Source organism: Pseudoalteromonas sp. B62 (assembly GCF_037162565.1).
In the GTDB taxonomy this organism is placed as follows: domain Bacteria; phylum Pseudomonadota; class Gammaproteobacteria; order Enterobacterales; family Alteromonadaceae; genus Pseudoalteromonas; species Pseudoalteromonas fuliginea.
On the sequence record NZ_JARLVB010000002.1, the window covers coordinates 2,637,656 to 2,652,349 of the forward strand.

Sequence of the window (14,694 nt, forward strand, 5' to 3'; positions counted from 1 at the left end):
CACTAAGAGGGTGCAAGTATTGTCATTGTATTGTGCATTATCAGTCAATAAAACACCCATTATCATTCATTGTGTATTGAGTTAAATTTAGCCCATAAAATACGCACACGAATTACAAGCAAAATGACTAACACAAACTCAACAGATGCTTCACCTTTTCATGAAGGCGAGCTGGCAATACAAGATAAACTCGGTAAACGAGAAATAATGGCAACATTTGGCAAACGTGCTGTGCGCTCATTTATGCCAAAGCAGCATCAAGCCTTTTTTGAGCAGTTACCATTTGTGGTTGCAGGCAGTGTTGATGAAAACGCCGATGTGTGGGTATCTATTGTTTCAGGGCAGCCAGGTTTTTTAAACTCCCCCACACCCACGTCGTTATTAATGACCCACGCGGTTGATAAAAACGACCCCTTACATAACACGTTAAATATTGCCGGCTCGCCAATTGGTTTATTAGGCATTGAGCTGAGCACGCGTAGGCGTAACCGTTTAAATGTGCGCGTAAATGAGGTAATTAGTGATAATCAGGTGAGTTTTAGTGTTGATCAATCCTTTGGAAATTGCCCGCAGTATATTCAAACGCGCGACTTAGTGTTTAACACAAACCCTTTACTTAAAAGTAATGCACTGCAAAAAGTTGAATTTACTACACTTGATAACGCAGCTGGTGTGTTAATTGACACCACCGATACATTTTTTGTATCGAGTTTTATAACCGCAAAAAACAACCCAGAAATTGAAGGTGTTGATGTTTCTCACCGTGGTGGGTTGCCGGGCTTTGTAAAGCGAGAAGGCAACACATTAACGATTCCTGATTACGCAGGTAACAATTTTTTTAATACCTTGGGTAACTTTTTATTAAACCCAAAAGCAGGTTTGTTATTTCCTGATTTTGACACGGGTAATGTATTAATGCTTACCGGTAGCGTTGAAATTTTATGGGACGGGCACCCAGAGCTTGAAGGCTTTATTGGCGCAGACCGAGGCTGGAAATTTACCCTCACTAAAGGAATGTGGCTTAAAAACTTACTCCCGTTTAGTGCTAAATTTGATGCTTACTCACCTAACACTAAAATGACAGGCACATGGCTTGAAGCTGATAAAAATAAACAAGCAGAAAAACTAAAACATACGTGGCAGCCTTTAAAGGTAACCAAAATAATAAAAGAAAGTAATGTAATTACCTCCTTTTATTTAGAAGGGCATAACAATACAACCTTGTTACCGTTTAAAGCTGGGCAGCACTTAACGGTCCAAATACCAAGTAAAAGTCGTAGCAATAGCAATAACAGTAATAGCAAACCTGTTATTAGAACCTACACCGTTTCATCAAGCCCTCATGAACTATTTTATCGGTTATCGATTAAAAAAGAGCTCAGCGGTGAGGTGTCACACTACTTTCATAATAATGTAAAAGTAGGCGACGTTATTTTAGCTAAATATCCACAAGGGCAGTTTTTTATTGATCCAACCAATGCCAAACCTGCGGTACTCATTGGTGGCGGAATAGGCATTACACCTATGATCTCAATGGCTAAACATATTGCACACGAAGGGTTAAGAACCCGCTATACACGCCCTTTGCATATTTTTCACAGTGCTAAAAACACCCAACAGCAAGCGTTTTATAACGAGCTAAAAACGCTTGCAGATAACAGTGGCGGGGCAATTGATTACTACTCACTTTTATCTCAGCCAGAGCTTAGTGAAAAACAAGGCGACGGTTTTGATTTAAAAGATAAGAGCTTTGATTTAAAAGGGCGCATAAATGCGGATGTGTTTAGGTATTATTTACCACTTGATGATTACGAGTTCTTTTTATGCGGACCGCAAGCGTTTATGCAGCACGTATATAACGAGCTGTTATTGCTCGGTGTGCAGGATAAAAATATATTTGCTGAAGCATTTGGACCCTTCAGTATTAAGCGCAAAGTGCTTAACACAAGCGAAGCGCCTAATAAAAGCAAAGAGATTAGCACTGAGGAAGCCGACAACACCGTAATTAAATTCAGTAAATCGGGCTTTGAACAACGCTGGAATAAAGGCGATAACACTATACTAAATGTAGCCGAATCCCATGGTTTAGAACCTGAATTTGGCTGTCGAAACGGCAACTGCGGCAGTTGCGCTGTAAAAATAAATGCAGGCGCTGTGGTTTATCGCAATAACGTAAGTTACCCAGTAGAGACAGGGCAGGCGCTAATTTGCTGCGCCGTACCCGCCAAAGGCGTTGATGAGCTTGATTTAGAGCTGTAAAGCTTGAGGTAATTCTACTTGTAGATAGGCATATCACATCTCATTAATAACTAGTTCTTAATGAGATGATAAAATCACTGTGATACTACAATTAGACTACTTCTAACAAACTTATAGTATCGTTAATTAACACACTATCTATTAAAGCTGTATCGGATAAAAATGAACGCTTGGTTTTACTGTCTCCAATACAGATCAATTTTGTGGTAGGAGAAAAGTATTCACTTTTAATGTTTTCAATATTAAAAAGAGGATTAGATGAAGTTTCATCTCCCTTGTACTCCGCGACAGAAAAAACAACTTGCCCACTGGATTTAGTTTCATGAGAAAGAAATTTGAAAATATTACTTCTGCTCTCCGAATCAATATCTTCTTTAAAAACCGCATCAAGAAGAAATGGAAAGCTATGAATAGTAGAGTTTTTCATGACCATTTCGTAGAACGAGAAGTTATAAGCCATTAACAACTGGTGTAGCTCTACGCCCTGATACGGGAATGAATTTAAAGAATACAGAGCCTGATATTTGGCTTCTTTTGGTAATTTAACACCTAACGCTGAAACTTTACGTTTAAATATAGAAATGAACTCTCTTTCCTTAACTTTTCTCAAGGAGTCAATATCAACACCGCTCCCAAGCTTATCTATATCAATATTAATTCCGTTAATTCTTTTTTCACATGCAGCTTTTTTGATAGAAATATTTTTTAACATTTGTAAGTTGGCATTATGATTCAGCCAAGAATCAAATGTAATATTATCCGATTTTAAACGTCGTAAAACCCCATAATCCTTCTCTATTTTAATTCTTAAAGAAGTTATAAGTTTTTCAACTGAGTTCAACTTCGTTGCGTTGTTTTTAATGTGCTCTTTTACTCTGCCCTTTTCTTTTAAAGCATCGTTAATATCTTGGCTATAGCTATAAAACTCTTTCAAATCACCTGGTAAACTTTGGTCACAGGTGGGACACTGATCAATTTTTGGCTTTTGATTTTTTATGTTCGATATTATTTGAGATAATACCCTCTGCCTGCCCCTCAACATACTCATTTTATTACATAGCTTCGTATGTTCTGCTTCTTTTTCTGATAATTCTTTGCTTAAATATTGGTAGCCTTCAAGGTAGTTTTCAGCCTCACCTTTAAAACGTTCATCAAGTAATTTTGATATTTTCAACTCTTCATTTTTAACTTCATAAGAATCAAGTTGTTTTAATTCGAAACTTAATTCCTTTTTTCTTTTTCAAGGTTGTATTTAATAATTCTTTTGTGGTCATTTTTAATACCACAATAGTAATCCAAATAGTCGAATTTGAAGTCTTTATAAAATCTATAATCACCTATTGACTCACGTATATATACCCATCCTACAGATTGGGATATGTAATACGGTAATAGTGCGGCTTCTAATGGCGCACCTATTAATTCAGCTTGCTTTTGTAAAACCAAATCAAAACCTATTAACTTTGAAAAAAGCTCTTTGTATCTAATGTACTCATAAGAGTTATTACTGTTAATTCCGTCAAACCTAACAGGGGGTTCATTTCCTTTTTGTAAAACTAACGTATCATTAGACCGTACAAATACAAGATTACAAATTTCTTCAGATTTCTCTAGTACACAATCAAGTCGAAAAAACATCCTCGCCGTTAATATCATTCAAATTGTCTTTTGAGTCATTTATCCCCATCGCATAAATAACTGATTGAATAAGCGTGCTTTTCCCCGAAGTATTTCGACCATGAACAATATTCACTGAATCACTGAATTCTGTATGAAAGCCTTTCTCACCATTAGGAGAATAAACCAATAAACTTTTTAAAATTAACTTAGGCATACATTCCTCTTGTTTCTACATATGCTGCAATTACGGCGAATGACACCATGTAGCTTTCTAATCTAGGCTGGAATTCTTTTTGATAACAGTGATATAAATCTACAATACAATCCGCTTCATTGGTGTGTTTTTCATCAATATCGGTTCTTGTTTCAACAAATTTGTAAATTTTACGATATTCTATTTGCTGAATATCCTTAAAGTAATCAAAACAGTTCTCTAGCAACTCTTTTGCTCTTCGGCGTATTGGTAGTTTTAAATTGAGTTCACTAGAAATTTGTTCTGAGTATTGCCTCCAAAAATCAAAAGATTTTTTACTTTCAGTAAACATATTGAAAGTTTCATTTATTTTTTGCTTGGTTACTCTTTTACTCGAGTCTGATAAAAGAACTTTATTGTCATTATTATATGTTTGCTCAGCATCTTCCAATAACCGCATTAAAGAAGAAATGACAGCCTCATGGTCATTCACCTCTTTACCAAAGTGCTCCATAGATAAACCTTTGAGCTCTCTTTGCCAGCTCTGGTAGCTTTGAGCAAAATCAATATATTGAAAATGAACGTTCTCTAATTGAGTGCATTCAAGTATTGATTGGCAAATCCTTGGTTCAATGTTTGCCTTAATTTTGTCCGTTAAATCAGAGTATTTTTTGCGTCTATTTGAAACTTGGACTTTAACTTTATCTTGTTTAATCCCTTTTTCTTGCTTACTTGTTAAGAGTACATTTCGATTGGTAAGAAAATTCAATGTGTGTTGGTAATCATTAGATTTGCCATAAGGATCACTGATAAGCTCCTTACCTACCATCGTCATTTTCCCAATTATTTCACAAAGGTCATTATCTGTTTTCCAGTCATCCCTTGATTTTTTTGCTTGGTAAGTATCAACCTTTTGTAAGTGACGATTTTCATCCAAAAATGCGAATAGAAAATCTTCATGGTGCTCCAAGCAAATAAAATAATTTTCTAAGTTTATGGTTTCATAGCCTTCAAATAATAGAAAAACAACACAACAACGCTGAAATGAATACCCTGATCCACCTTCTACACCTGAATTACTACTTACCATAATATACTTCCATGATTATTGTTTGATTCATGATTTTCAAATTAAGCTAACTGTTTACTAGGACATTTCTCTAATTTTCACATGACAATGTCCCTATATTGTGAATATGTATTAATAACAAATAGCGTAACCTATTACCAATTATAAATATTACCACTGAATTCAGATTCCACTTAATCAAGCACAAAAAAAGAGGCTCAATAGCCTAATGCCAGTCAGTTAAGCTGACTGGCATTTTTCTTTTTATGGGGATACTTAGATGGTTTTGGCTTAACCCATCGGGGGTATCTTCTATCCTCTCGTCTAGCTGGAAGCTTAAATAAGACCAGTGTATTGAGTAAGTGCCGCCAGTGTATTGGAATATTCCCTGGACTCATTATAGATACTGACGAGAAATACTGAATGACAGCCATCGAACTGCTAGAGAAACTAAGCTGGTTAGGCCATATCCCTGTAACTGTCGCCGCCATCGTCATTATTCTTCGTATTAAATTATAGGCGAGTAACACGCCCCATAGCTCCTGACGCACCATGTCTGGACGTTTACTTCTCAAATGATATGCGCTATCAAGCATGGTTTGTTTGATTTCTCTAAACCCAAGTTCTATCTCCCAACGATGACAATATAATTCAACTATTTCATTACCTGGATAACGCAATCTATCCGTCATCGAGGTTAGTATACGGTAGCTTTTACCCTTTATTGTTTTACTGATTAATCTCGCTTTAATCGTTTCAGGAACATCGGGAAAGTTTTTTTGTGCATGCTTTGTTGTTTTCAATTCAATGATATGGTCATTTTTACCCGCGCTGGAGATGATTTCATACTGTAAGTCGGGTCTTGCTGGTATCAGCCAGTGCCTCATTTTTCCAGTTTGGTGCCAACGATTTAACAGGCCTAAAGAATAATATCCTTTATCAAACATAGTCAGTGAATTATCCGGTGTACGTTCAATTAAACGCTCAGCTAATTTCATCTCGTTGGTTTTATAGTTATCAAACTCGCTACTGAGCAGTTGATGGCTGGTCAATTCCATATGACAGACCATGCGTATTTGAGGAAAGGCTGTATCACCGTATTGGTTGCTACCAGAAGAGAAGGCTTTACGATTATCAGGCGTGTCGGCTGTTCGCCAAACAACACCGTCAACAGCTAATAGGTTCAAACCATTCCATGTTTCGAATGACTGTTGCTTATACATTGATTGAGCAGATTTATTGGAAACGTGTTTAACGGAATCATCACCTAACCTTTGTCTCGCCTGTACCATCGCACTTGGAGCAACGAGTTGGTTCTTGCCAGGTAACATGATATCTAGCTTATTAGCGATATTCCAAACCGATTCTTTTCGAAACAATGCCATGCCAATAACTGACCACAAAACGGCCTCAAGCGGTAATCTTCGCTTACGAACGGTTGCAATCCCAGCTTGTTGAAAGCCTTGTTCAATGATTTCAGGGTCAAGAATTTCTGATAATTTTTCAAAGGTATGGTATCGGCTGCTTTCTTCAAGTGTTGCTTGCAGTGCTTGTTCTATATTCACAAAAAAATCCGTAGTTAGTTTCCTATTACGGATTTTGCATGATCGTTTGGATCGGTCAACCGGCCATTTTCTTAACTGATCGGCATTAGGCATTTAGCCGCTTTTTTGTACCAAAATTAGTATTTGCTTTTAGTCTTTATTTAATAAGTGGTGCAGATGAATCGCGCTGCATTAAAGTGGGTTCAAAAAAGCGATTTATAACAAGGTTTTTATTTTGATAAACATCTTTAAGCACTAATTTAGCGGCCATTTCGCCCATTTTCCCGACCGGATTATCTATGGTCGTGAGTGTAGGGTACAGATAGTTTGCAAAAATAACGTTATCAAATCCAACAATCGATAAATCGTTTGGTAAATTATAACCGTGCTCTCGAGCATATTTCATAGCACCGGAAGCCATTTCGTCATTGGCGCACACCAGTGCAGTAAAGCTGAGCTTTTCATCAATAAAATGTTTTAAGCCTTCACTACCACCGGTTTCGTTAAAATCGCCAATATAAAAAAGCGCAGGATCAAATTTAATACCAGCCTCTGCGAGTGCTTGTTTATGACCCTCTAAGCGGTTAAAAGCATCGGCTTTAAACTGCGGACCTGCAATGTACGCTATTTGTGTATGGCCTTGATTTAATATAGATTTAGTGGCTAGGTAGCCACCTAATTGATTATCTAAACTGATACAGTTATCTTTTAATTGCTCTACGTAACGGCTCATTAAATAAACGGGCGTAGAGCCTTTACTTAGTTTTATTAGGTAGTCGTCTGAAACGGCTTCTACGTGCAAAATAATAGCATCGCAGCGCCTGCTAATTAAAAACTCAATGCCTTCTTGTTCTTTGTCTTCTTCACTGTGCCCGGTGGTAATAATAACGTGTTTACCCGCAGCACGAAGCTCCGACTCAATACCTGCCATCATTTGGGCAAAGAAAGGACCATGTAACTCAGACACTAAAATACCGACACTGTTAGTACAGTTAGAGGCTAAAGATTGCGCTATTGAGTTAGGCTTGTAGCCAAGCTGCTCCATGGCATCAAGCACTTTTTGTTTGGTTTTATCGCTTACACGGGTATTTTTGTTCATCACGCGAGAAACGGTGGCTAACGATACGCCCGCAAGCTCTGAGACTTGATAAATTGTTGCCATGTTATTTGTTCACTCGCTTATCCTTAACTAGTTGTTAGTTTAGATTGAATATTTTCAACAACCTGATTAGTCAGTGTATATTTTTTCATTATGTAGGCAACAAATAAAGATCCAAAAGCAGGCAAGACAGTAAATGAAAGTAAAATACCGTGTTGAGTATCAAGTGTTTGTACTGCATCGGCCTGATAGCTGTAAAAAGATAACAACCAGCCTGCAATTGCGCCGCCTACCGCCACGCCCATTTTAATAAAAAATATGACGCCTGAATAAACTAAACCCGTAATGCGTACACCTGTTTTTTCATGCCCGTAATCTATGGTGTCGGCCATTTTGGCCCACAACAACGGGGTTGCCATATCTAAAAAGAATTTCCATAAAATAAAGGCAGTAAATGCGAGTACTAATTGATCTTTACTAATAAAGTAGCTAAAACCACAAATAGCGGCAGCAATAACTTGTAAGCTTATATAGGCTTTTATTTTACAAAAGCGCTTTGCAAGCGGTTGAGCTAAAGCACAACCTACCATGCTTGCTGCAACGCCTAGTGTCATAAATAAGGTGATTAAATCGTCTCGACCTAAATAGTATTTTACGTAGTAAACAGCAAGCGTAAGCCTTAATACTTGACCGGTAAGTAAAAAGAACGCCGCTAAGCAAAGCGTTCGCCATTGATCGTTTTTAATTAATGCTTTAACACTTTGGGCAAAAGGAATGTTTTGCTCTTTTGGCTGTTGTATACGCTCTTTTGTGCCTAAAAAACAAAGTAAAAAAAGTACAAAGCCTAAAATGCTCATTGCAGTCATGGTGTATTGATAGCCCTTAGCTGCATCGCCTTGGCCAAAGTACTCAACCATTGGCATAGTACAACCCGCTACTATTACGCCGCCTAACATACCAAATACAAAGCGGTAAGACTGAATAGTCACGCGCTCTTTTGCGTCGCTTGTAAGTACACCGCCCAGTGCACAATAAGGAATATTGATAGCGGTGTAAGCCACCATAAGTAGTGTGTAAGTAGTAAAGGCGTAAATTATTTTATCGGTGCCTTCTAAATCAGGCGTAGTAAACGCTAAAATACTAATAATAGCAAAAGGAAGTGAAAGCCAAAGTAGGTAGGGGCGAAAGTGCCCCCAGCGCGTATGTGTTTTGTCAGCAAGGTTGCCCATTAATGGGTCGGTTACGGCATCAAAAATACGTACTGCTAAAAACATAGTACCGACAACAGCGGGTGATAAACCCACTACGTCTGTGTAGTACAGCATTAAAAACATCATAACTGTTTGAAAAATAATATTACTGGCGGTGTCGCCTAAGCCATACGCTATTTTTTCTTTTACACTGACCATGATTATTTATCCCGCTTTATACTTGTTTTTAGTTATGGGTATGCTCTTATCTTTTAGAGATGAGTTCTTTATAAGCTAAGCCACTGTTTTTAATAGTGCGTTGCTGGGTTTTATAATCTACATACACAATACCAAAACGTTTTAAATAGCCTTCTGCCCATTCAAAGTTATCCATTAAGCTCCAAGCAAAGTAGCCATGTATAACAACACCTTGTTCAATTGCATTATGAACCGCGTTTAAATGAGTATTATAATAACTTAAACGGTCTAAGTCGTTAACTTCACCATTATTATACGTATCGGGCATTGCTGCACCATTTTCGGTTATATAAATAGGCGGTAAGGTGTATGTTTTATTAAGCGATACGAGCAAGTCAGTGAACGATTGCGGATAAATTTCCCACCCCATATCAGTTAGCGGGCCCATAGGTGCAATAGGCTCATAAATGTCAGTAGGGTGCGCTTTATAAACTTGGCGGGTATAAAAGTTAATACCTAAGTAATCAATAGATTGAGAAATTAGTTCCATATCGCCCTCAAGAATCTCAGGCTGATGGTTTAATGGTAATTGATTAATTATATCGGGGTATTGGGCATCAATTATTGGTTTGATATACCACTGATTAAGGTAGTCGTCTGCAAATGCAGTGGCTTTTAAGTCTTCATCACTTTGAGTTAGGCTATAACACGGCGTAAAGTTTAGCACTATGCCATTTAAAGTATTAGGCGAGTTTTGCTTTAATACGCTCATAGCGAGTCCGTGGGCTAATAATAAATGGTGCGCTGCTTTACGACCATATTCTTTACCCACTTTACCTGGGGCATGGATACCAATTTCGTAACCTAAAAACGCACTACAAAATGGTTCATTCAGTGTGGCATAAGAGTGAACGCGATCGCCAAAGGCTTTGGTAATTAAATTTACGTAATGCTCAAAAGCGTAAGCTGTTTGTCTGTTAAGCCATCCGCCTTCATCTTCAAGATGTTGCGGTAAATCCCAGTGGTACAAAGTAACAAAGGCTTTAATATTGCGACGTTTTAGCTCATCTAAAATATCAGTATAAAACTTCACGCCTACAGGATTTAACTTTGCGTCTTGGGTCATCACGCGCGGCCATGAAATAGAAAGCCTGTAAGCATCTACGCCAAGTGACTCAATAAGGTCTATATCATCACGCCAAAGGTTATAGTGATCGCACGCGGTATGACCGTTTGAGCTATCGACTATTTTATTGGGCGTATCGCAAAAAGTGTCCCAAATACATGGGAGACGATCTTGTGATCCGCCTTCTATTTGAAAAGAAGCCGTGGCCACACCGTACACAAAGTTTTTAGATAAAAGCGGTGAATGGGGCGGTAGTGATAATTTTGTCATTAATAACAAACCTTTTGTTGGTCATTTACAGAGAGATCAGCCCTGTGTTTTTATTTAATTAATGCTGTATGCGTGGTACAAAAAATAAAAAGTGTTGAAATATACAGCTTGTTCGTATTTAATTGCATATGAAAGCGCTTACATTTAAGGTTAGTGTTTATTAATTCTTAGGTCAACTCTTTAATGCTTCTGGATGGTTTAAAGACAGCTGAAAACTGCAACAGAGCAGCTTAAGAATAGATTTATAATAATAAAATACGGAGAACACATGGCAAGTTCAGCACCAGTGACAACACACACACAGTCGCAAAACTATCAGGATAAAAATTACAGTTTTGCATTAACTTCTTTAACAACATTATTTTTTATGTGGGGATTTATAACCTGCTTAAATGATATTTTAATCCCACACTTAAAAGCCGTATTTAACCTAACATATGTACAAGCAATGCTTGTGCAGTTTTGCTTTTTGGCGCTTACTTTTTAATGTCACTTCCAAGTGGACACATTGTTAAAAAGCTTGGTTATAAAAAAGGAATCGTGGTTGGGCTTTTAATTGCGGCAGTCGGGTGTATATTATTTTACCCAGCAGCGTCTTTACATAGTTATCCTGTCTTTTTATTCGCTTTATTTGTACTTGCCAGTGGCATAACGTTATTACAAGTATCTGCAAATCCTTATGTAAGTTTGTTGGGTTCAGCAAAAACAGCGTCGTCTCGACTTACGCTTACCCAAGCTTTTAATGCCTTAGGTACTACTGTTGCGCCATCATTTGGTGCTCTGTTAATTCTAGACTCAGCGTCGGATGCCTTTTTAACACCTGCTCAAAATGCAGAGTCAGTTCAACTTCCTTACCTCCTTTTAGCTGCGATGCTTATTTTACTAGCAGGTATTTTTGCTTGGCTTAAATTACCAGACATTATGAGCGAGCAAAAAGCAGAAGCCGAAAAATCAGAGGCAATTGAAGGCAGTGCATGGCAGTATCGCCATCTTGTATTAGGTGCTGTGGGTATATTTATGTATGTAGGCGCCGAAGTGGCAATTGGTAGCTTTTTAGTAAGCTTTTTAGCACAAGAAAATATAGCAGGGCTAAAAGAGCATGTTGCAGCTCATTACATCACTTATTATTTTGGTGGTGCTATGGTTGGGCGTTTTATTGGCGCTGCTGTAATGCAAAAACTACCCGCAGGTAAAGTACTTGGCTTTAACGCAACCATGGCTATTATCTTAGTCATTATTGCCATGAGCACGTCGGGTCAATTAGCAATGTGGTCAATACTATTGGTTGGTTTATTCAATTCTATTATGTTCCCCACTATTTTTAGTTTAGCGTTAAATGGGCTTGGTAAGCATACCGCTCAAGGCTCTGGTATTTTGTGTTTGGCGATTGTAGGTGGTGCAATAGTGCCACTTTTACAAGGTGCACTTGCTGATAGTGTGGGTGTTCAACTTTCGTATGTTTTACCTATTTTATGTTACATATTTATCGTTTTTTACGGCCTACGAGGCAGCAAACCAGTATTAGTGAAGGAGCCATCATAATGAAAACGACTTTTAAACTTAATGCATTAGCAATTGCAACGTTAGTAGGAAGTGTTACGGCACTAAGCGGATGTACTAACGAAAGCAATGTTGAAAAAGTAAATGTTGAAGCGCAATCAAAGCTTGAGAAAATTTGGCCAAAACTTTCAATTGCAGTGAAAAAAGACCCAGTTATTGAAGCTCAAATTGTCACGTTTTTAGAAAATATGACGCTTGAGCAAAAAGTAGCGCAAATGATTCAACCAGAAATTCGTGATATTACCGTTGAAGACATGCGTAAATATGGTTTTGGCTCTTACCTTAATGGCGGTGGTGCTTTTCCTAATGGCGATAAGCATGCAACGCCAGAGGATTGGGTTGCACTTGCAGAAAAAATGTATCAAGCATCTATTGATGACTCTGTGGATGGCAGTAAAATTCCAACTATGTGGGGCACCGATGCAGTACATGGTCATAATAACGTAATTGGCGCGACACTTTTTCCACATAATATTGGTTTAGGCGCTGCTAATAACCCAGATTTAATAGAGCAAATAGCGTCTATTACCGCAGTAGAAGTAATGGCTACGGGGATAGATTGGGTATTTGCACCCACTGTAGCAGTAGTACGAGACGACCGTTGGGGCAGAACGTACGAAGGCTATTCTGAAGATCCAAAAATTGTTCACGATTACTCAGCAGCGATTGTAAATGGATTGCAAGGTAAAGCCGATGGCGACTTTTTAAGTGATAAGCGCGTTATTAGCACGGTTAAGCATTTTATTGGCGATGGCGGCACCGTTGATGGGGATGATCAGGGAAATAATATAGACAGCGAGCAATCGCTATTTGATATTCATGCTCAAGGTTACGTAGGTGGTTTGTCGGCGGGTAGTCAATCTGTTATGGCATCTTTTAATAGCTGGAATGGTGTTAAAAATCACGGCAATAAATACTTACTTACAGATGTATTAAAAACACGTATGGGTTTTGATGGTTTTGTAGTGGGTGATTGGAACGGCCATGGGCAAATTAAAGGCTGTACTAACGAAAGCTGCCCAGAAGCGGTAAATGCTGGCCTTGATATTTTTATGGTACCAACAGGTGCGTGGAAGCCGCTATATGAAAATACAATTGCACAAGTAAAAGCAGGTAAAATAAGTATGAGCCGCATTAATGATGCGGTTGCACGTATTTTACGCGTTAAGTTACGCGCTGGGTTATTTGATAAACCAAGTCCGGCTAAGCGTCTTTACTCGGGTAAAACAGAGCTTATTGGCGCGCAAGCTCATCGCGAAGTAGCACGTCAAGCTGTGCGCGAATCGCTTGTATTACTTAAAAATAAAAATAACCTATTACCTATCGCAGCTAATCAACGCGTACTTGTTGCAGGTGATGGTGCCGATAACATAGGCAAACAGTCTGGTGGTTGGAGTATTACGTGGCAGGGGACTAATAATAAAAATGCGGATTTCCCTGGAGCAACGTCAATTTACAAAGGGCTTGAAGAGCAAATATCTGCAGCAGGTGGAAGTGTTACTTTAAGTGCTGATGGTACGTTTGAACAACGTCCTGATGTTGCCATTGTTGTATTTGGTGAAGAACCTTACGCAGAAGGGCACGGCGATAAAGATAACCTTGAGTTTGAGCGCGGAAATAAAAAGTCGTTAGCACTTTTAAGCTCGCTAAAAGAGCAAGGCATTCCTGTTGTATCTGTGTTTATTTCAGGTCGCCCTATGTGGGTGAACAGCGAACTTAACGCATCTGATGCGTTTGTGGCTGCTTGGTTACCAGGTACAGAAGGTGCGGGTATTGCTGATGTGTTATTAAAAGCGGCAGACGGCACCATCCAAAATAACTTTAAAGGTAAGCTATCGTTTTCTTGGCCTAAATCGGCGGTACAAACTGCGGTTAATAAAGGCGATGAAAATTACGATCCATTACTTCCTTATGGTTTTGGTTTAACGTATGGCGATAAAAATGTGCTAGCTGACGACCTTGATGAAGACTCTAAACTTGATAACTCAGGGCTTACAAGTATGGATATACTTGTTGGTGCACCTGTAGCACCATGGCGCTTATTGTTAAAATCGGGCGATGAGCTTTTAGATGTATCGAGTAGTACCCATGAATTTGGTGCAATTAAATACCGTACTGAGGACAAAACAGTACAAGAAGACGCGCGCCAATTTAACTTCAGCGGTGCAGAAAAAGCCAGTGCTGAAATAGTAACAAGCTTTGCAGAAGATACCATTGCCTACGTTGAAGCAAACAGTGTGATTAGCTTTGATCTTAAATTAAACGAAGCACTAACGAGCGATGTAGCCCTTGCTATGACTTGCTCAGGTGAATGTGGTGCAAGCATTGATTTAGCAAACGTAGTGGACAAAACTATTGAAAATAAATGGCAGTCAGTATCAATCGATTTAGGTTGTTTTGCTGATAAGGGTGTTAATTTTGCAAGCCTTACAAGCCCATTTAGCTTGCACAGCAATGGTAAAGCATCAATTTCTGTAGCTAATATTCAGTTTGTGCCAAATAAAGCGGACGAGGCTACGCTGTCTTGTAAGTAGTTTATTAACTTTATTGTGTGTATACCAAAGCC

The 14,694-nt window shown here is 38.5% G+C and carries 10 protein-coding genes and 1 pseudogene; 3 read left to right on the plus strand and 8 right to left on the minus strand.

Annotation, left to right across the window (positions count from 1 at the left end):
• Window positions 1-123 precede the first annotated feature (123 nt).
• On the plus strand, window positions 124-2,259 hold the full coding sequence (locus P4S71_RS16385) for a 2Fe-2S iron-sulfur cluster-binding protein (protein ID WP_337151037.1): 2,136 nt from the start codon (window positions 124-126) through the stop codon (window positions 2,257-2,259).
• A 91-nt stretch (window positions 2,260-2,350) separates the two neighbouring features.
• On the opposite strand, the gene P4S71_RS16390 is transcribed toward P4S71_RS16385, so the two are convergent.
• From P4S71_RS16390 to P4S71_RS16425, 8 genes are all read right to left on the minus strand, one after another.
• A complete protein-coding gene (locus P4S71_RS16390) occupies window positions 2,351-3,433 on the minus strand; it encodes a hypothetical protein (RefSeq protein WP_337151038.1) in 1,083 nt (360 codons plus the stop codon).
• A 47-nt stretch (window positions 3,434-3,480) separates the two neighbouring features.
• Window positions 3,481-3,897, minus strand: coding sequence for a hypothetical protein (locus tag P4S71_RS16395; RefSeq protein ID WP_337151039.1), 417 nt, complete (start codon window positions 3,895-3,897; stop codon window positions 3,481-3,483).
• Window positions 3,881-4,093, minus strand: coding sequence for an AAA family ATPase (locus P4S71_RS16400; protein WP_337151040.1), 213 nt, complete (start codon window positions 4,091-4,093; stop codon window positions 3,881-3,883). Before P4S71_RS16400 ends, P4S71_RS16395 begins: the two co-directional genes overlap by 17 nt.
• The gene (locus P4S71_RS16405) at window positions 4,086-5,162 is read right to left on the minus strand and encodes a hypothetical protein (RefSeq protein ID WP_337151041.1); all 1,077 of its coding nucleotides are present in this window, start codon (window positions 5,160-5,162) and stop codon (window positions 4,086-4,088) included. Before P4S71_RS16405 ends, P4S71_RS16400 begins: the two co-directional genes overlap by 8 nt.
• A 215-nt stretch (window positions 5,163-5,377) precedes the next feature.
• Window positions 5,378-6,706 carry an IS4 family transposase gene (locus tag P4S71_RS16410; RefSeq protein WP_442961686.1) on the minus strand — a complete coding sequence of 443 codons (1,329 nt, stop codon included), beginning with the start codon at window positions 6,704-6,706 and terminating at the stop codon, window positions 5,378-5,380.
• A 136-nt stretch (window positions 6,707-6,842) separates the two neighbouring features.
• A complete protein-coding gene (locus P4S71_RS16415) occupies window positions 6,843-7,847 on the minus strand; it encodes a LacI family DNA-binding transcriptional regulator (protein ID WP_337151042.1) in 1,005 nt (334 codons plus the stop codon).
• Between the two features lie 23 nt (window positions 7,848-7,870).
• Window positions 7,871-9,193 (minus strand): MFS transporter, encoded by a 1,323-nt coding sequence (locus P4S71_RS16420; protein WP_337151043.1) that lies wholly within the window; start codon window positions 9,191-9,193, stop codon window positions 7,871-7,873.
• 46 nt (window positions 9,194-9,239) lie between these two features.
• Window positions 9,240-10,568 carry a GH1 family beta-glucosidase gene (locus P4S71_RS16425; protein ID WP_096792920.1) on the minus strand — a complete coding sequence of 443 codons (1,329 nt, stop codon included), beginning with the start codon at window positions 10,566-10,568 and terminating at the stop codon, window positions 9,240-9,242.
• 268 nt (window positions 10,569-10,836) lie between these two features.
• On the opposite strand from P4S71_RS16425, the pseudogene P4S71_RS16430 reads away from it, so the two are divergent.
• Together P4S71_RS16430 and P4S71_RS16435 are read left to right on the plus strand one after the other, a co-directional pair.
• A pseudogene (locus P4S71_RS16430) lies at window positions 10,837-12,110 on the plus strand (sugar MFS transporter).
• Window positions 12,110-14,662, plus strand: a complete 2,553-nt coding sequence (locus P4S71_RS16435; protein WP_337151044.1) for a glycoside hydrolase family 3 protein — start codon at window positions 12,110-12,112, stop codon at window positions 14,660-14,662. Before P4S71_RS16430 ends, P4S71_RS16435 begins: the two are co-directional and overlap by 1 nt.
• Window positions 14,663-14,694: the final 32 nt, after the last annotated feature.